Origin of the sequence: Caballeronia arvi (genome assembly GCF_001544695.2) — a bacterium.
Classification (GTDB): domain Bacteria; phylum Pseudomonadota; class Gammaproteobacteria; order Burkholderiales; family Burkholderiaceae; genus Caballeronia; species Caballeronia arvi.
On the sequence record NZ_FCOM02000025.1, the window covers coordinates 70,793 to 89,234 of the forward strand.

Genomic DNA, 18,442 nt, shown 5'->3' on the forward strand with positions numbered 1-18,442 from the left:
AGTCGCATTCAAAGCGCGATTGCGCCTGCTCCAGCGACCGTCATCACATCCCATCTCTGAGGAGCGAACCAAATGTCCAAATCGTCTGCTGTAAAAGCCGCGCCGAATCAGTCCACGGACGCCTTCGTCCTCGATCTCGACAAGATTCGCGCCGACGCGCGCCAGCACATGGACGAAGGCCCCGTCACGTCGAGCTACGGCGCCGACCGCGAGACCGTGCTGAAACTGCTCAACGATTCGCTGGCGACCGAGATCGTCTGCACGCTGCGCTACAAGCGCCACTATTTCATGGCGAAGGGCATCCACTCGGAAGCCGTGGCGCAGGAATTTCTCGAGCACGCGAACGAGGAGCAGGAACACGCCGATACGCTCGCCGAGCGCATCGTCCAGCTCGGCGGCGAACCGAACTTCGCGCCGGACAGCCTGAAATCGCGCTCGCATTCGGAGTACAAGGAAGGCCACGATCTGATCGACATGATTCGTGAGAACCTGATCGCCGAGCGCATCGCGATCGATACGTATCGCGAGATCATTCGCTATCTGGGCGACAAGGACGTCACGACGCGGCGTCTCTTCGAAGACATTCTGGCCGTGGAGGAAGAGCACGCCGACGACATGGCCGACCTGCTGGCGGGCCGCAACGGATAACGGCATGCGCGCCGGATGCGCATAGCGTGCGTCCGGCGCATCCGTACGATGACCGATCAACTACTACAAGAACGTCCGGCAGCGCGGACGACCCGAATGATTCGAGTCTTGATAGCCGACGACCACGCGATCGTGCGCAGCGGGTTCAGGCAGTTCGTCGCGGACGAGCCCGATATGGAAGTCGCCGCGGAAGCCGCGACCGGCGACGAGGCCATTGCGCGCGTGCGCGAGCAGGCGTTCGACGTCGTATTGCTCGATATCGCGATGCCCGACAAGAACGGCGTCGACACGTTGCGCGTGATCAAGCAGATAAGGCCGGAGCAGGGCGTGCTGATGCTCTCGGGCTTTCCGGAGAGCCAGTACGCGATCAACCTGCTGAAAGCGGGCGCGAACGGCTATCTGAACAAGGACGCCGCGCCCGACGAAATCGTGCGCGCGATCCGCACGGTGGCGCGGGGCCATCGGTATTTGTCGGAGTTCATCGCCGATGCGCTCGCCGACAAGCTCGACAAGCCCGCCGCGGAACGTCCGCACGAGCTGCTGTCGGAGCGCGAGTTTCAGATCTTCTGCAAGCTCGCGGGCGGCCAGATTCCGACGGAGATCGCGCAGGAATTGCATCTGTCGGTGAAGACGGTGAGCACGTATCGCGCGCGTGTGCTGGAAAAAATGCGGCTCGCCAATAACGCCGACCTCACGTATTACGCGATCAAGAACGGCCTGATCGAATAGCGGCGCATCGCTCCACATCCGCGCCGCCCGTTCGGGCGCAGCATTTCCGGAGGGCGCCCGACGTGGGCAATCACATCATCACCGACGATCGGGAGGGCCGGGCGGGCGCGCCGCGCATGCCGCTCGCGGTGCTGCTGATCGAAGATTCGCCGCTGATCCGGCGCAGCATCACCGAAGCGATCGAGGCGCTCAGGTCGTGGCGCGTGGCCGCGTTCGCCGATACGCCCGACGACGCCATCGCGCTCTTGTCGTCGCAGGCGTTCGACGCGGTGATCGTCGATCTGCAACTGAAGCGCGGCTCGGGGCTGGACGTGCTCGCGTGGCTCCAGGCGAGCGGGGCGGCCCGCACGCGCGACGCGTTCGTCGCCGTGCTCACGAATCACGCGCTGCCGGCGTATCGCGAGCGGTGCCTGCAATACGGCGTGCGTCATTTCTTCGACAAATCCCTCGAATTCGACCGCGTGCTCGACGCGCTGCATGACTACGCGCTCGGGCGCGCCTGAGCGCGTTCGCGTTCGCGTCCGCGCCAGTGGCTGAAGGCGGCGAGACCCGTCGCGACCAGCCCGGCGAGACAGACGCCGATCCAGCCCATCGCGTGCCACGCGAGCGACGCCGCCGCCGATCCCAGCGACCCGCCGATGAAGTACGCCACCATGTAGACCGTGTTCACGCGGCTGCGCGCTTCGGGCTTGAGCGCGTAGATGCGCGACTGGTTCGAGATCTGCGCGGCCTGCACGCCGACATCCAGCACGATCACGCCGATGACCAGCCCGACGAGGCTCGTCGCAGAAAACGCGAACACGACGAACGACAGCGCGACGAGGCCGATGCACAGCGAGATGACGGCGCGCGGCCCGCGTTTGTCGGCGGATTTGCCCGCGAGCGGCGCGGCGAGCGCGCCCGCCGCGCCGACGATGCCGAACAGCCCCGCCGCCTGCGGACCCATGTGAAACGGCGCGCCCGCGAGCAGCAGCGTGAGCACCGACCAGAAGATGCTGAACGCCGCGAAGAGCGCACCGCCGGTCAGCGCGGCTTCGCGCAGCGCTGCGCTTTCCACGGCGAGATGCCATATCGAGCCGAGCAGTTTGCCGTAGGACAGCGTCGATGTCGGCCGGCTTTTGGGGAGCCGCGCGATCACGATGGCCGCGAGTGCGACGGTCGCGATTACGGATGCGCCGAACACCGCGCGCCAGCCGAAATACTGCGCGACGAAACCGGACACGGTGCGCGCGAGCAGGATGCCGAGCAGGAGGCCGCTCATTACCATGCCGACGGCGTGGCCGCGCTCGGCGGCGGGCGCGAGTTCGGCGGAGAAGGGCACGGCCTGCTGCGCGATCGTCGATACGATGCCGATCGCGAGGCTCGCCGCGATCAGCACCGCGAGCGTCGGTGCGCTCGCCGCCACGACGAGCGAGACGCCGAGCGCCGCCAGTTGCAGCAGGATCAGAAGACGGCGGTCGAAGCGGTCGCCGAGGGGCGCGAGCACGAGCATGCCGAGCGCGTAGCCGAGCTGCGTCGACGCGGGCACGGCGCCGATCAGCCAGGCGCTTTCGGGGAAACTCGCGCGGAAATCGTCGAGCAGCGGCTGATTGAAGTAGATGTTCGCGACCGAAACGCCCGCGATGGTCGCGAGCAGCCAGAGCGTGGCGCGCGAGTAGTGGGGATGGCGTTCGTTCTGATTCGATTCGGAGAATGGGGGCATGGATCGGCGCGAAGGCGTGGACAGCCAGCCGCCGATCATACTGAAGACGCGCGCGCGCCGCAGCGCGCTGCTAGAAAGGCTGCGGCCCGCCGCCTTGTTCGACGCTCACACAATGCGTGACGAGGCCGAGACCGACGCGCCACAGATGCAGCCCGAACGCCGGCGGCTCCATGACGAAGGCTTCGGGGCCGTCCGGTTTCAGTTGCAAGGCGACCTGGTGCGCCGTCGATGGCGCGCACCACACGATCGTGCCGCCGAAACGCGCGGTGATCGCCCGATGCACGTGGCCGCACACGATGCGCTCCACATTCGGATGACGCCGCAGGAGCGCGTCGAGCGCGCGGCTGTCGTCGGGGGCGAGACGAATGTCGTCCATGAAGCCGATGCCGCACGCAATCGGCGGATGATGCATGCCGATCACGACGGGTCGCTCGCGGCAGGCGTCGAGCTGCGCTTCGAGCCAGCCGAGGCGCGCCGCGCACAGGCGGCCGGCGCCCGAGCCGGGATCGAGCGTGTCGAGCGCGATCACGCGCACGTCGCCGACATCGAATGCGTGTTGAATGAAGCCGTCGTGGCCCGCGAGTTCGGGGCGATCGCCGAACACCGCGCGCAGATTGTCGCGATCGTCGTGATTACCGACGAGCACGCGCCACGGCATTTCGAGTGCATTTAACAGCGTGCGCAGATGGCGATATTCGTCGATGCCGCCCGCATCGACGAGATCGCCCGTGATGAGTACGGCGTCGGGACGCGGATCGACGGCATTGAGCGCCTCGATAGCGCGGGCGAGAAAGGCGGCTGTATCGACGCGGCCGTAGGCGAGCGTGCCCGGCGGCGTGATGTGCAGATCGCTGATCTGGGCGAGCAGCATGCGCGTGTCTCTCCTCGTCGCGGGCGGCGGTTCGGCTTACTCGTCGGCGTCGGCCACCGGCGGCTTCGGCGCGAGCCTGGCGGGCGCGAGCCACTGGAAGCCCGTCATCGATGTCTCGCTGAACGTGCATTCGGCGGCTGCCGCACCCATCACCGGTTTAGTGGAAGGCGGCTTCGGCGGGTTCTGGATCGTGCCGTGCACGACCACCCGCGAGCCATGATAACTCGCGCCGGAACCCGTGATTTTCAGCGGCGCGCTGGCGGCGTCGGGATAGTCGGCGCGCGCCTTCTCCTTGCAGGCTTCGACGTTCTTGTAATAGGACGTGCAGCCGGCGAGATACGCGAGCGGAATCGAGAATAGAAGGAAAAAGAGGCGGCGGGTTCGATGGTTCATCGATGAATCCGGTCGATGCCCGATGCCGCGAGGTGCATCGAGCGTGATGAAAGTCGGGCGAAGCTTTATAACACGCGCGCTCCGCGACGGCTTGTTTTACCGCGCGATGCGGTAGCACAATCGGCATTGGCGTTTTTTCGAGCGCGTTCAATCGATGGAGGCGACCGCCATGCAAAAGGACATCGAAGTAGGCGATTACCTGCTCGCCATGCAGGCCGTGCCCAAACCCCGCGAGGTCGACGGCGACACCGGCGTCGCTCCGTCCGAGGGCTACGCGATCCGCGTGCGCGTGTCGCGGCTCGACCGCCAGCCGTTGCACGGTTCGAAGCTTGCCGACGATTCCGGCGAAATGACGGGCGACCACGGTCTTTTCGAAACCGTCGCCGAGGCGATTGCGCACGGCGAGGCGTGGGGACGGCATTACGTCGCGCGTGTGCTGGGGCATTCGGTGTAGCGGCGGGGGCCGCGCAAGAGGGGGCGTGCTCCCTGCGTCAGGCGGGTGCCGGGGGGCGACGGGCGTCGCTAGACTTTGGCTCATCGACCGGATCGACCGGGTCGTTCAGAGGCCGCCACCATGCCCGTTGCCCTATATATCACGCCCCATTACATCGCTTCCGTGCGCGGAGGGAAAACGCGCGACTGCTTCGCGGGGACGGTGCGCTTCATCGATGTGGACGCGCTGCCGTTCGATATCGAGCATGTGTGCCTGCTCGACCGCGATACGCCGATCGAGGCGCTTTTCGACGCCGTGAGGGATGCGGAGAGGCTGTTAAATGCGGTGTGAGAGGGGCGGGTGCGCGCCGATGCTGTGAAGTTCATCGCAGCAGCGCGCCGCCTGCCTGGCTGGGAATCGCCGCGTGCGCAATTGAGCCGGTATCAACGATATTCGTCGATCTCGATCGTTCCGCCGACCGTACGCGGCGACTCGTCGATCTCACCGTCACCGGATAGCAGCTCGGAAAGCTCGTCCGGGCGCAGCGTCCGTATCGCCTTCTCGATTTTCCTGTCGTATCGGCGGTCGTTCGGATCATGGCCAGCGTGCGCCTTACGCGCGTACTTCTGCACGAAGCAACCGAGTTCGCCGGCCAGTCGAGTCTGCTTTCGTTTCGCGCTCACAGGAGCGGGGAGGCGAACGTTCCGCTCTCGGTCACATGGACCTCCAGCGAGTCGCACTCAATGGCGAGTTCTGCGCCCAGCGTGGAATAGACGAAAGCAAGCAAGGCGGCTTTCCTGTTCGTAAGCCGCTCGCCAGCCTCCAGTACGGCACTGGCCCGCGCGTACTTCGCGTCATCCGGCGCAACAAAATGGATGCCGTAGACGATGTTCAGCAAGCCAAGGCGCTCCACCGAAAGACACGTCACGCCGTTAAACGTGACCACCGCGTTTCTGCTGCCAAGTTGCAGGCCAAGCGTCAGCGTTCGAGGCTCCGCATTCGGGCCAATGGTCACGTTGTGCAGATACCAATCGTGGAAATATCCCCAGGTCTTCAATGCTTCTTCTGTCATATCGATCATCTACCAAGGAAGTAGGGAAACCGGCGCGCCGTCGTCGCGGCTGTAGCCGTCCCAGTTGTGCGCGTGCGGATTTGGATTGCCATGATGTGCCTCGAGGTCGAAGTCCGTCAGGGGCGTACCGATCGGCCCGTATTGACGCAACTGCGGCATTGTCCCCGGCATACTGGAAATCCACGCACCCGGTTCGCCGTTGAAAGGCATACCGGAAAGCTCGTCAACATCGCCATCTGGTATATCGGGCTGATAGTCGAACGGCTGCGCATCGCCGAGCAACGAGCTGCCGACACCATCGGAAAAACTTCTTAGCATCGGATCGCCGCCACTGTCATTGTCGGACGCCGTGCCTCCGAGCAGCGCACCTGCCGCCGCTTCTGCCGCGCCGAGCCAATCGAAGCCGCCGCCGTCACCGCCCCCGACCGCGCCCGATCCGGCCGATCGCGCAGCCTTCAGAAGCGCCTCCTGTTTCGACGGCTGATACGGGCCCGGCACGATCGCCTCGCCGCTGCCGAAGGCGCCCGATAACGGCGGGAACAAGTCACCAGGCACGCGCGGCCCGTCCGGGAGTGTGGACATTTGGGACGCGTCCGCCGGCACGTAGCCGCCGCCCCAATCGTCGGCGCGATCGATGACGGGAATGACGAGGTCATCCTCTACTGCCTCCTTGACTGCTTCCTCCAGTTGCTCGTGCGTGTCTCTCGAATGCCCGCGAGTCAGGCCATTCTCGATGGCGAATTCGCCCAGCGCGTCAAGCTCTTCCACGCCAACGTCACCGGCGAGACCACCGGCCAACGGGCTAAGCCAAAACCATTCAAGAAAATCCTCTTTGTCCTGCTCTCGTTGCTTGCGCCGCTCGGCTTCTGACAGCAACGAAAACGCGTAGCTGCTCCGGTGTTCGTCCTCGTATCCGGTTTCGCTGTAGAGCGTGCAGCGCCTTTCGGTGCTCTCTTCCAGTTCTACCTTCTGCATATGCCGCTCTCGTCTCGATTGTTGGATGCATCTTTCGCCTTCGTCGACATCTCGCTTCCCGTCGCGTTGAAAGGGCAAATAGGTAGCATGCCGAAACATAGAGCGGTTTACCCCTTCGGGCGAACCATCGCTTGTACAAGTTCCACGATGACGCCAGCAGCCAGTGAATTTTGGCGTCGCGATGCGCCAAAAATGCCGTGATATGTCCCCGGTGGCAACGGTGAAACTTGAGCAACGTTGAACAAAAAACCCCGAGAGCCTTACGCTGTCGGGGTTTCTGGTCAAACTTGGGCGATGCTTGCAAACTACTTGGTGCCGGGGACCGGACTCGAACCGGCAAGCCGTGAGGCGGCGGATTTTAAGTCCGCTATGTTTACCAATTTCATCACCCCGGCAGGGCGGACGCGATTCTACCATTGCCCTCGCGCGCACCAAAAACGCTCGACTTGACCAAGGGAACCCTACGAATGCGAATCGGCGTCATCTCCGACACTCACAATCTTGTGCGCCCCGAAGCGCTCGATGCCTTGCGCGGCGTGGCGCACATCCTGCACGCCGGCGATATCTGCCGGCGCGACGTGCTCGATACGCTCGCTTCACTCGCGCCGCTCACGGTCGTGCGCGGCAACAACGATATCGGCGATGACGTCGCGCACTTGCCCGAACATGCGCGCATCACGCTCGGCGGCGCGACGATCCACATCGTGCACGATATCGCCGATATCCCGAAGCAGCTCGACGGCATCGATGTCGTCATCACCGGTCACTCGCACAAGCCGCTCGTCGAAAAACGCAGCGATGTGCTCTTCGTGAATCCCGGCAGCGCGGGGCCGCGCCGTTTCAGGTTGCCAGTCACGCTCGCGCTGCTCGATATCGATGAAGGCAAGTCGGAAGCGCATATCGTCGCGCTCGTGACATGAAAAAAGGGCCGGCGCATCGAGCGCCGGCCCTTTTTAGATCACACCGATATCACGCGCGCACCGTGCCTTCCGGGAACGCATCGTCCATCTCGGCGGCTTCGCGATGGCCGCGCAAAATCGCATGCGCCTCCGACTTCGAGGCCACCGACGGCGGCGAGCCCTTCAGCGGCTTCTTCGCCGTCTCTTGCAGCGCGAGCACCGACACGATACCGATCAGCGATGCGCCCATCAGATAGTACGCGGGCATCATCAGATTGCCGGTCGTGTCGACGAGCCATGCAGTGACGAGCGGCGTCGTGCCGCCGAACAGCGATACCGACACGTTGAAGCCGATCGCGAGCGCGCCGTAGCGGATCTTCGTCGGGAAGAGCGCGGGCAGCGACGACGGCATCACGCCCGTGAACGTCGACAGAAGCGCGCCGAGAATCATCATGCCCGCAAAAATCGACGGAACCGTGCCCATGCGGATCAGCGAAAGCGCCGGAATCGACAGCACCAGCAGGCCGATACAACCCGCGAGCATCACCGGCTTGCGGCCGATCGTATCCGACAGTCGGCCCGCGAAGATCGTCAGCGGGATCATCAGCACCATCACGGCGAGCACGATGAACAGGCCGTGCGATTCGTTGAACTTGAGCGTCGCCGACAGATAGCTCGGCAGATACGACAGCGCCATGTAGTCGGTCACGTTGAAGATCAGCACGAGGCCGACGCATTGCAGCAGCGGCTTCCATTGCTGGAGCAGCGTTTCGCGGAACTGCTGCTTGGTTGTCTCGTGCGACACGGCTTCGGCCTTCTCGGCTTCACGCTGGAACGCCGGCGTCTCTTCGAGCTTCATCCGGATGTAGAGACCGATCAGACCGAGCGGACCGGCGATGATGAACGGAATGCGCCAGCCCCAGCCGAGGAGCGTCTCCTGCGACATGACGGACGTCATCACCGCGACGACGCCTGCGCCGAGCACGTAACCCACGAGCGTGCCGCACTCGAGGAAGCTCGACATGAAACCGCGCTTCTTGTCCGGCGAGAATTCGGCGATGAAGGTCGCCGCGCCGCCGTACTCGCCGCCCGTCGAAAAGCCCTGCACGAGACGCGCGACGAGCAGAAGCACGGGCGCCATCACGCCGATGCTGTCGTAGCTCGGAATCAGGCCGATACAGAAGGTGCCGACGGCCATCATGATCATGGTCATCGCGAGCACGCGCTTGCGGCCGATGCGGTCGCCGAGCGGGCCGAACACCATGCCGCCGATCGGGCGCACGAGAAACGCCGCGGCGAACGTGCCGAACGTCGCGAGCAGCTGCGCCGCCGGGCTCGACGACGGGAAGAACACCTTGCCGAGCGTCACGGCGATGTAGCTGTACACGCCGAAGTCGAACCACTCCATCGCGTTACCGATGGCCATCGCGCCGACAGCGCGCTTCAGCAGGGATTGATCGACGATGGTGATGTCGTCGAGGGTGAGATCGGACTTCGGACTCGATGATTCGCTGTTACGCCAAAGGCCCTCGTGAAGAGAAGACATAGTTCGAAAAACTCCGTATTCGATCCCGAAAGCTCGAAAGAACTTCGGGTGCGTCGCCGCGGAGGACGGACGCAAATTGCCGGGATAGTGCAGTTTCGAGACGGCGCCGCGAACGCTTGAGACGAAAGCAAAGGCTTCCCACAGCCTCGGGCCGGGCGGCGCGAAGCTGAAAAGCGAAAAGAAACACGGTGCCGGTGCCTCGCGCGGGTGTAGTCGCGAAATTGCACTCGGATGAAACCAACGAATTTGACGTGCGGACGGCGAGTTCCACGGTGAACGTGAACTGCCGCGGGTGGGCCGCGACGTCGGCGAAAAAACTGCTTGAGACGAAAAAGGCCGGCGTTGTTGCTCGGAAACCGACGCGCCTCTTTGTATAAAAACTGTCACTAACGCGCGAGAGACCGAAGCACGCTTCGGAAACAATTACGCGTGAATGATGGTGAGTTGCTGTTGATAACGAGCAAGATAATAACACGATGACAGATGATGTGCAAACCGCTTACTTAATGCGGTGCATTGGAATCGGCGCAAACCCTTATCCGCTATAGGATTCCGCTGAATTTATTGATGTACCAGGCAGACCATTTTGCGGCGCGCGCGGGCAAGAAAAAACCGGCCGCATGGGCCGGTTCTTGCAGGACAGTCGAAGCGCGATCTCAGCTTTGCGGCGGCACGTAGCCCGAAGCCGTATCGGCGCCCTCGCCGAAGAAATATTTCTCGGTCTGCTTGATAAGGTACTGGCGCGCGCGCGGATCGGCCATGTTCAGACGATTTTCGTTGATGAGCATCGTCTGCTGCTTGAGCCAGCCTTGCCAGGCTTCCTTCGAGATCGTTTCGTAAATGCGCTTGCCAAGCTCGCCGGGCAGCGGCGGGAAATCCAGTCCTTCGGCTTCCTTGCCGAGCTTCGCGCATTGAACCATTCGGGCCATTATGAGTTTCTCCTGTGTCGGGGACTTCAGCGCGATGTTTTCGCGCCTCGTTGATTCGTGTTCAAAGCTGTTTCATCAGGACGAGCGACTTGCGCTGCCAGTTGTAGAGTCGCCTGCGGTCTTCCGGCAGGTCGTCGACCGTCACCTTCACGAAGCCGCGCTTCAGGAACCAGTGCTCCGTGCGCGTCGTCAGCACGAAGATGCGGGTCAGGCCGCGCGCGCGGGCGCGTTGCTCGATGCGCTTCAGAAGCCGCTCGCCGTCGCCCGAACCTTGCGCTTCCGGCGCGACCGTCAGGCATGCCATCTCGCCGATGCGCTCCTGCGTATACGGATAGAGCGCCGCGCAGCCAAACAGCACGCCGTCGTGCTCGATGACCGAAAAGTGATCGATGTCGCGCTCGATCTGGTGTCGCCCGCGCCGCACGAGCGTGCCATCGCTTTCGAGCGGCTCGATCAGCGTGAGAATGCCGCCGACGTCGTCCGGCGTCGCTTCGCGCAGGCTTTCGAGATTCTCGTACGAGATCATCGTGCCGACGCCATCGTGCAGGAACAGTTCGAGCAGCACGCTTCCGTCGAGCGAATAGGGAATGATGTGCCCGCGCGCGACGCCGCCACGGCATGCGCGCACCGTGTGCTTCAGGTAGAACGCCGTGTCGCCCTGCAGCTCGCCGCTTTCCTGCAGGCGATACGCGTCGTCGAGCGACAATTCGCGGATCAGTTCGTTTTCCGAGTCGACGAGGCCGGGAATTTCCGTCACGAAAATGATCTTGTCGGCGCGCAATGCGATGGCCGCGGCGGACGCGACATCTTCCATCGACAGATTGAACGCCTCGCCGGTCGGCGAAAAACCGAGCGACGACAGCAGCACGAGCTTGTTCGACGCGAGCGACTGGCGGATCGAATCGCCGTCGATCTTGCGCACGACGCCCGTGTGCTGGAAATCGACGCCATCCAGAATGCCGACCGGACGCGCCGTCACGAAATTGCCCGACACGACGCTGATGTGCGCATGGGCCATCGGCGTGTTCGGCAAGCCCTGGCTGATCGCGGCCTCGATGTCGAGGCGCACTTCGCCGGCCGCTTCCTTCGCGGATTCGAGGGCGCGCAGGTCCGTAATCCGCAACCCGTGCGAGAACGACGATTCGACGCCGTGCAGGCTCAACTGCTCGTCGAGCTGCGGGCGCGAACCGTGCACGAGCACGACGTGGATGCCCATTGCGTGCAGCAGGCCGACGTCCTGTACGAGCGCGTTCAGACGTCCTTCCTGCACCAGTTCGCCGCCGAACGCGACGACGAAGGTCTTGTTTCGGAACGCGTGAATATAGGGCGCGACGGAGCGCATCCAGTCAACGAACTGGGCGAGGGGATTGGGCGCTTCGGGCTCTGAAGCAACCGGCTGCGAGGCCGCCTGTGTGCTCATCGTGAGGTCGGTTTGGGAATTCATCCCGGGATTATAATGCGACGCTATGCCGAATGTTTTCCGACCCGCACGCCCCGGCCAGCCGGGCAAGCCCCAATCCGCCGATAAAGCCACCGACACTCAGGACCAGCTGAAGAAGCTGCGTGAAAATCTGCTGCGCGAAGCGCGGGAAGGCGAAGGCGCGGGCGCTTCCGGCGAGTCGGCGGGATTGAGCAAGAAGGAACTCGCCGCCCGGCGATTCGCGGGGGCGAAAGCGGGTGCTGCTGGGGTTTCGAAAGAAGCGAAGCCGCAAGCCGCTCAGCGTCCGCAGCCCGTGGCCAAGACAGCGTTGGCGCAACCTGATCAGCGTCCGCGGCCTGTCGCGAAGACAGTGCCGGCGCAGGCCGATCGGCGTCCAGAGCCCGCCGCGAAGACGCCGCGACCGCAACCCGATCACCGTCCGCCAAAGCCGCGCGAAGACGCACGCACATCTGCGCAGCCTTCTTCGCAGCCGCAAGCGCAAGCGCAACCCAAGCGGAACGATGTCCGTCGTGAGCAGACTGATCGTCCGCGACGCGCGGTCGAGAGCATGCCTGCCGAAGCGCGCAAGCCAGATACGAAGCCGCGTGTCACCGAACGGCAAAACGAAACGCCGAAATCCGAACGCCCGTCCGAAGCACGCGAGCCGCGACCACCGCGAGAACCGCGTCCGCCCCGCGCGCCGCGCATCATCACGCCGAATCCCGTTCCGCCGATCACCTTCCCCGAAGCGCTGCCGGTTTCAGCCCGGCGCGACGAGATCGCGCGTGCGATCGACGCGAATCAGGTCGTGATCGTCAGCGGCGAAACCGGCTCGGGCAAGACCACGCAGCTTCCGAAAATCTGCCTCGCGCTCGGACGCGGCCTCGGCGTGGGCGGCAGCGGCCTCATCGGGCACACGCAGCCGCGGCGTATCGCGGCATCGGCGACGGGCCGGCGCATCGCGGAGGAGCTTGGCACGCCGTTCGGCGAAGTGGTCGGCTACAAGGTGCGCTTCACCGACAATCTCGCGCCGGGCGCATCCGTCAAGCTGATGACGGACGGCATTCTGCTCGCGGAAACGCAGACCGATCCGCTGCTGAACGCATACGACACGATCATCATCGACGAGGCGCACGAGCGCAGCCTGAACATCGACTTTCTGCTCGGCTATCTGAAGGAAATCCTGCCGAAGCGCCCGAATCTGAAGCTGATCGTCACGTCCGCGACCATCGACGCCGAGCGCTTCGCGCGCCATTTTGGCAGCGATGAAAAACCCGCGCCCGTGATCGAAGTCAGCGGACGGCTGTATCCGGTGGAAGTGCGCTATCGACCGATCGAAGAGGAAAGCGAGGCGATCAAGAACGCGCAGGGCACCGCGCCGAAGCGCGGCGACCGCAAGACCGACCGCGATCTGATGGAAGGCATCGTCGATGCCGTCGACGAGTTGTGCCGCGTCGGCCCCGGCGATGTGCTCGTGTTCCTGCCCGGCGAGCGCGAAATCCGCGACGCCGCGGAAGCGCTGCGCAAGCATCATCCGCCGCACACCGAAATCCTGCCGCTCTTCGCGCGCCTGTCCGCACAGGAGCAGGAACGCGTGTTCAAGCCGTCGAACGCGCGGCGCATCGTGCTCGCGACCAATGTCGCGGAAACGTCGCTGACGGTGCCGGGCATCCGCTATGTCGTCGATACCGGCATGGCGCGGGTGAAGCGCTATTCGTATCGCAACAAGGTCGAGCAGTTGCAGATCGAGCCGGTGTCGCAGGCGGCTGCGAACCAGCGCGCGGGCCGCTGCGGACGCGTTGCGGACGGCGTGTGCATCCGTCTCTACGACGAAGCCGATTTCCAGTCGCGGCCGCGCTTCACCGATCCGGAAATCCTGCGCTCGTCGCTCGCGGCCGTGATTCTGCGCATGAAGTCGCTGCATCTGACGGCGATCGAAACCTTCCCGTTCATCGAGCCGCCGCCTGGCCGCGCGATCGCCGACGGCTATCAGCTGCTGAACGAACTCGGCGCCGTCGATGACGACAACGCGCTCACGCCGCTCGGCCGCGAGCTCGCGCGCCTGCCGCTCGATCCGCGCGTCGGACGGATGATTCTCGCCGCGCGCGATCATCACGCGCTGACGGAAGTGCTGGTCATCGCGTCGGCCTTGTCGGTGCAGGATCCGCGCGACCGGCCGATCGAGGCGCAGGAGCAGGCGGATCAGGCGCATCGGCAGTTCGTCGACGAGCGCTCCGAATTCCTGCAGTGGACGCGCATCTGGAAGTGGTTCGAGGACGCCGTCGCGCACAAGAAGTCGAACAAGCAGCTCGCCGATGCGTGCCGCGCGAATTTTCTGTCGCATCTGCGGCTGCGTGAATGGCGCGACGTGCATTCGCAATTGCTGACGGTCGTGCGCGAGCACGGCTGGCGGCTGAACGAATCCGACGCGACGTTCGAACAGGTGCATCTGTCGCTCCTGACGGGCCTGCTCGGCAACGTCGGTCTCAAAGCCGACGACGAGCCGCATTATCTCGGCGCGCGCGGCATCAAGTTTCATTTGTGGCCGGGCTCCGCGCTGCTGAAGAAAGCGGGGCGCTGGGTGATGGCGGGCGAGTTGATCGAGACGAGCCGGCTGTATGCGCGCACGATCGCGAAAATCGAGCCGGAATGGCTCGAAACGGTCGGCGCGCATTTGCTGAAGACATCGCTTTCGGACGCGCATTGGGAGAAGAAGGCGGCGCAGGTCGTCGCCTACGAGCGCGCGACGCTGTACGGCCTGATTGTCTACGCGCGCCGGCGCGTGAGCTTCGGCAAGCAGGATCCGAAATACGCGCGCGAGCTGTTCATCCGTGGCGCGCTCGTCGAGGGCGAATTCGATACGCGTCTGCCGTTCTTCGCGCACAACCGCAAGCTGGTCGCTGACATCGAGCAACTGGAGCACAAGTCGCGCCGCCAGGACGTCCTCGTCGACGATGAGCTCATCCACGGTTTCTACGATTCGCTGATTCCCGAAGGCATGTGGACCGGCGCGGCGTTCGAACGCTGGTATCGCGACGAGCAAAAGAAAGAGGGCAACGACAAGCTCCTCTTCCTTTCGCGCGACGACCTGATGCGCCACGAAGCCGCCGGCGTCACGACCGACCTGTTCCCGAAGCGCATGACGATGTCGGGCATCGAGATGTCGCTCACGTATCACTTCGAGCCGGGTGCGCCGCGCGATGGCGTGACGCTGCAAGTGCCGCTCTACGGGCTGAATCAGATCGACGCGCGGCGCGTCGAATGGCTCGTGCCGGGCATGATCAAAGAGAAGGCGCAACTGCTGTTGAAGTCGCTGCCGCAGAAGCTGCGCCGTCATGTCGTGCCGTTGCCCGAATACGCGGCGGGATTCGCCGGGCGTCACGCGGGGCCGAAATTCGGCGCGGGCGCGCTCGTCGATACGCTCATCGCCGATATTCGGGAGCAAACGCAGGTCGCGGTGAAGGGCGCGGACTTCAAGCTCGAAACGCTGCCCGCGCATCTGTTCATGAACTTCAAGGTGATCGACGAGCACGGCCGCCAGCTCGCGATGGGCCGCAATCTCGCGCAGTTGCGCGCGGAACTCGGCGGCCAGGCGCAGCAGCAGTTCCAGAAGCTGACGTCCGTCGCCGCGCTCGATGCGCTTACCGGCGAAACCAGCGCGCCGCAGACGCAACCGGCGAGCGAAGGCACCGCGCTCTACGAAAACCTCACGACGTGGAATTTCGGCAAGCTGCCCGAGCTGCTCGAAATCCGCCGTCGCGGGCAGACGCTGTTCGGCTATCCCGCTTTGGTGGATCGCGGCACGCATTGCGACGTCGAAGTGTTCGATTCGCCCGAGGAAGCGGCGCGGATTCATCGTGCGGGTTTGCGGCGGCTTTTCGCGCTGCAATTGCGCGAGCCGATCCGATATCTGGAGAAGAACCTGCCGGGTCTGCGCGAAATGTCGATGCAATACATGGCGCTCGGCACGGCGGACGAACTGCGCGATCAGATCGTCGAGACCGCGCTCGATCGCGCATGCCTGCAGGACCCGCTTCCCGACGACGACGCCAGTTTCCACGCCCGCCGCGACGCCGCGAAAGGGCGCCTGACGCTGCTCGCGAATGAGATCGCGCGGCTCGTCGGGACGATCCTCGCCGAGCATGCCGCGCTCGCGAAAAAACTCGCGCAGGCGAAATCGTTCGCATCGGCATATGCGGACATGCAGGCGCAATCGAGTGCGCTGATCGGCAAGCGCTTCGTCATCGACACGCCATATGCGCAGCTCGCGCACTTTGCGCGTTATCTGAAGGGCATCGCGCTGCGCATCGACAAGCTGAAAGCCGATCCGGCCCGCGACGCGCGCCTCTTCGCTGACCTTCAGCCACTCGCGCAGCATTATCAGCGCGCGCTGGCGCAGCGCGGCGGCGTCGCGGATGCGCGGCTGGCGGAGTATCGCTGGCTGCTGGAGGAATTGCGGGTGTCGCTCTTCGCGCAGGAATTGCGCACGCCGATGCCGGTTTCGGTGAAGCGCCTGTACAAGGTCTGGGAATCGATGCAGCGCTGAAGCGCGGCTGAAAGGCCGCCGTTTCTTGCGCCGAAGCAGCGCATTGCGCAAAAAGCCGCACCCCGTCAACGCGCCGCGCGAAGCAAACGTTCTACAATGACGCCTGCCCTCCGAAACCCAATTTCCATGCGCAATATTTTCCGTTCCGGCCGTTCTTCCGGCCGTTTCCGTGCGGCTGCCGCACGCGTAGCGCTCGCCGCCGGCGCAGCGCTCGTCGCCACCGCGGCGCTCGCCAACAACGTCATCGTGCTCAATTCGGCGGAAGCCACGCTGAGCCTCATCGACGAAAACACGCGTCAGGTCGTCGGCACCGTGCCCACCGGCAAGGAGCCGCACCATCTGATGCCGACGCCGGATGCGTCGTCGCTGATCGTCGCGAATTCGGTGTCGAACAATCTGATGTTCGTCGATCCGAAAACCGGCGCGTTCCAGCGCTGGGTGCAGGACATCGAAGATCCGTACCAGATCGGCTTTTCGCCGGACAAGAAATGGTTCGTGTCCACCGGTCTGCGCCTCGACCGCCTCGACATCTATCATTTCGACGGCAAGAACCTGAGCATCGCGAAACGCATGCCGCTCGCGACGATGCCGAGCCACATCGCGTTCACCAATGACAGCTCGACGGCGTTCATCTCGCTGCAGGTGTCGGGCGAAATCGCCGCGATCGACCTGCCGACGCAAACCGTCAAATGGAAGATGAAGGTCGGCAAGGTACCGGCGGGCGTCTGGCTCACGCCGGGCGATAAATTCCTGCTCGTCGGCATGACGGGCGCGGATTACGTGGCCGTCGTCGACTGGCGCAACCAGAAGGTCGTCAAGACCATCACGACGGGCAAGGGCGCGCACAACTTCCGCTCGATGGTCGATGGCAGGCATGTGCTGGTGTCGAACCGCGTCGCGAACACGATCAGCATCATCGATGAGGAATCGCTCACGAACGTCGGCGATATCACCGGCCTGTTGCCGGGCCCCGACGACATGGAACTTTCCGCGGACAAGAAGTATCTGTGGGTTACGTTCCGCTTCGCGAAGCATGTCGGCGTGATCGACCTTGCGAATCGTAAGCTTATCGAGACGATCAAGGTGGGCCGCTCGCCGCACGGCATCTACTTCTACAATCGGGCGCCGGTGACAGCGCCGAACGGAGCGTAAGCGGGAAGGGCGCGGATTCGCGCCCTGTACTACGATTGAGGAAGGCCCGGAATCTGGAATCGGGTCGCCGCAAGCACCACGGAGCACCATGTTTCATTCCATTCTCTCGGTCCTCGACAGTTTCGTTTCGTCGCTGCAGACGCTTCTTTACGTTGATGTCGTCCAGCCGGCGCTGTTCAAGCTCGGCATGATGGATTACGACGAGGACACCTACGACGCGCTCTACTGGGTGATCGTCGGCGTGCTGGAAGTCCTCACGATGTACGCGATCCTGCGCCCGCTCGAAGCGTTCCGTCCCGCGGAAACATGGAAGGACCGCAAGGGCGTGCGCGTGGACGTGCTCTATACGTGGATCGTCAAGCTCGGCATCCTCAATCTGTTTTTCTTCTTCACGTTCCAGCCGCTTTTCGATTCGATGCAAAGCTGGCTGCGCATCCATAGCGTGCCGAATCTGGAGATCGACAACCTCTGGCCCGGCGTGACGACGCAGCCGCTCGTCACGTTCGTGATCTATCTGCTGATTCTCGATTTCGCGGGTTACTGGTATCACCGGCTGGAGCATCGTTTCGGCATCTGGTGGGAACTGCACGCGGTGCATCACAGCCAGCAGAAGATGTCGCTCTGGACGGACGACCGCAACCATCTGCTCGACGACGTCCTGCAAGCGAGCTTCTTCGCGTGCGTCGCGCTGGTGATCGGTGTGGAGCCGTCGCAGTTCGTCGTGCTCGTGGCCATCACCAATTTCATGCAGAGCGTGCAACACGCGAACATCCGCCTGCATTTCGGCTGGCTCGGCGAGCGGATTGTCGTTAGCCCGGCGTTTCATCGGCGCCATCACGCGATCGGCTTCGGTCACGAAGGCACGACCTACGGCTGCAATTTCGGCGTGCTGTTTTCCTTCTGGGACATCCTGTTCCGCTCGGCCTCGTTCGACCGCACCGTCGAGCCCACCGGCATCCGCGACCAGCTCGGCGCGCCGGGCGTGGCGCCCGTCCATTACGGCGACGGCTTCATCGAACAGCACTGGCTCGCGTTCAGGCGCATCGCCGCGCGTCTCGCGTCGCGTCGCAATCGCGCGGCTGCGTCCGGTTCGACTGCTGCCTGATTCATCCGGCGCCCGCGCGCGG

General features: G+C 63.9%; 18 protein-coding genes and 1 tRNA gene. 9 read left to right on the plus strand and 10 right to left on the minus strand.

Features of this window, described 5'->3' with window-relative positions:
• The first annotated feature begins 72 nt into the window (after positions 1-72).
• The 3 genes from AWB74_RS24565 (at position 73) to AWB74_RS24575 (ending at position 1,880) form a co-directional block, all read left to right on the plus strand.
• The gene (locus tag AWB74_RS24565; RefSeq protein WP_061149306.1) at positions 73-648 is read left to right on the plus strand and encodes a ferritin-like domain-containing protein; all 576 of its coding nucleotides are present in this window, start codon (positions 73-75) and stop codon (positions 646-648) included.
• Positions 649-744: 96 nt separating this feature from the next.
• Positions 745-1,377, plus strand: a complete 633-nt coding sequence (locus AWB74_RS24570) for a response regulator (RefSeq protein WP_041730251.1) — start codon at positions 745-747, stop codon at positions 1,375-1,377.
• 62 nt (positions 1,378-1,439) lie between these two features.
• A complete protein-coding gene (locus tag AWB74_RS24575) occupies positions 1,440-1,880 on the plus strand; it encodes a response regulator (RefSeq protein WP_061149307.1) in 441 nt (146 codons plus the stop codon).
• Here the strand turns inward: AWB74_RS24575 and AWB74_RS24580 are convergent.
• The 3 genes from AWB74_RS24580 to AWB74_RS24590 all read right to left on the minus strand — a co-directional run bounded on the left by AWB74_RS24580 (position 1,859) and on the right by AWB74_RS24590 (position 4,343).
• Complete coding sequence (locus tag AWB74_RS24580; protein ID WP_061149336.1) at positions 1,859-3,079, minus strand: MFS transporter; 1,221 nt, start codon at positions 3,077-3,079, stop codon at positions 1,859-1,861. The genes AWB74_RS24575 and AWB74_RS24580 overlap by 22 nt on opposite strands.
• Before the next feature lie 70 nt (positions 3,080-3,149).
• Positions 3,150-3,950 (minus strand): phosphodiesterase, encoded by an 801-nt coding sequence (locus AWB74_RS24585; RefSeq protein WP_061149308.1) that lies wholly within the window; start codon positions 3,948-3,950, stop codon positions 3,150-3,152.
• Between the two features lie 36 nt (positions 3,951-3,986).
• Positions 3,987-4,343 (minus strand): hypothetical protein, encoded by a 357-nt coding sequence (locus AWB74_RS24590; protein WP_061149309.1) that lies wholly within the window; start codon positions 4,341-4,343, stop codon positions 3,987-3,989.
• Positions 4,344-4,512: 169 nt separating this feature from the next.
• Between AWB74_RS24590 and AWB74_RS24595 the strand changes: the two genes are divergently transcribed.
• Together AWB74_RS24595 and AWB74_RS24600 are read left to right on the plus strand one after the other, a co-directional pair.
• Positions 4,513-4,797, plus strand: coding sequence for a hypothetical protein (locus AWB74_RS24595; RefSeq protein WP_061149337.1), 285 nt, complete (start codon positions 4,513-4,515; stop codon positions 4,795-4,797).
• A gap of 120 nt (positions 4,798-4,917) precedes the next feature.
• Positions 4,918-5,127 carry a hypothetical protein gene (locus AWB74_RS24600; protein ID WP_061124499.1) on the plus strand — a complete coding sequence of 70 codons (210 nt, stop codon included), beginning with the start codon at positions 4,918-4,920 and terminating at the stop codon, positions 5,125-5,127.
• A gap of 92 nt (positions 5,128-5,219) precedes the next feature.
• Here the strand turns inward: AWB74_RS24600 and AWB74_RS24605 are convergent, their stop codons facing one another.
• The 4 genes from AWB74_RS24605 to AWB74_RS24620 form a co-directional block, all read right to left on the minus strand.
• A complete protein-coding gene (locus AWB74_RS24605; RefSeq protein WP_235024671.1) occupies positions 5,220-5,408 on the minus strand; it encodes a hypothetical protein in 189 nt (62 codons plus the stop codon).
• A 47-nt stretch (positions 5,409-5,455) separates the two neighbouring features.
• On the minus strand, positions 5,456-5,848 hold the full coding sequence (locus AWB74_RS24610; protein ID WP_235024672.1) for a hypothetical protein: 393 nt from the start codon (positions 5,846-5,848) through the stop codon (positions 5,456-5,458).
• A gap of 9 nt (positions 5,849-5,857) precedes the next feature.
• Positions 5,858-6,823, minus strand: coding sequence for a hypothetical protein (locus tag AWB74_RS24615; RefSeq protein WP_061149311.1), 966 nt, complete (start codon positions 6,821-6,823; stop codon positions 5,858-5,860).
• Between the two features lie 310 nt (positions 6,824-7,133).
• A tRNA-Leu gene (locus AWB74_RS24620) sits at positions 7,134-7,218 on the minus strand.
• A gap of 72 nt (positions 7,219-7,290) precedes the next feature.
• Here AWB74_RS24620 and AWB74_RS24625 point away from each other — a divergent pair.
• A complete protein-coding gene (locus tag AWB74_RS24625; RefSeq protein WP_061149312.1) occupies positions 7,291-7,743 on the plus strand; it encodes a metallophosphoesterase family protein in 453 nt (150 codons plus the stop codon).
• Positions 7,744-7,792: 49 nt separating this feature from the next.
• Here the strand turns inward: AWB74_RS24625 and proP are convergent, their stop codons facing one another.
• From proP to argA, 3 genes are all read right to left on the minus strand, one after another.
• Entirely contained in the window at positions 7,793-9,268 is a 1,476-nt protein-coding gene (gene proP, locus AWB74_RS24630) for a glycine betaine/L-proline transporter ProP (protein ID WP_061149313.1), read from the minus strand.
• Positions 9,269-9,924: 656 nt separating this feature from the next.
• Positions 9,925-10,197: an oxidative damage protection protein gene (locus AWB74_RS24635; protein WP_008350541.1), complete on the minus strand. Its 273-nt coding sequence runs from the start codon at positions 10,195-10,197 to the stop codon at positions 9,925-9,927.
• 61 nt (positions 10,198-10,258) lie between these two features.
• Positions 10,259-11,641 (minus strand): amino-acid N-acetyltransferase, encoded by a 1,383-nt coding sequence (gene argA, locus AWB74_RS24640; RefSeq protein WP_061149314.1) that lies wholly within the window; start codon positions 11,639-11,641, stop codon positions 10,259-10,261.
• Between the two features lie 22 nt (positions 11,642-11,663).
• Here argA and hrpA point away from each other — a divergent pair, with 22 nt between their 5' ends.
• The 3 genes from hrpA (at position 11,664) to AWB74_RS24655 (ending at position 18,420) form a co-directional block, all read left to right on the plus strand.
• Positions 11,664-16,163 carry an ATP-dependent RNA helicase HrpA gene (gene hrpA / locus AWB74_RS24645; RefSeq protein WP_235024673.1) on the plus strand — a complete coding sequence of 1,500 codons (4,500 nt, stop codon included), beginning with the start codon at positions 11,664-11,666 and terminating at the stop codon, positions 16,161-16,163.
• A 126-nt stretch (positions 16,164-16,289) separates the two neighbouring features.
• The gene (locus tag AWB74_RS24650; protein WP_200822025.1) at positions 16,290-17,315 is read left to right on the plus strand and encodes a YVTN family beta-propeller repeat protein; all 1,026 of its coding nucleotides are present in this window, start codon (positions 16,290-16,292) and stop codon (positions 17,313-17,315) included.
• A gap of 88 nt (positions 17,316-17,403) precedes the next feature.
• The gene (locus AWB74_RS24655; protein WP_061149315.1) at positions 17,404-18,420 is read left to right on the plus strand and encodes a sterol desaturase family protein; all 1,017 of its coding nucleotides are present in this window, start codon (positions 17,404-17,406) and stop codon (positions 18,418-18,420) included.
• The last annotated feature ends 22 nt before the right edge of the window (positions 18,421-18,442 follow it).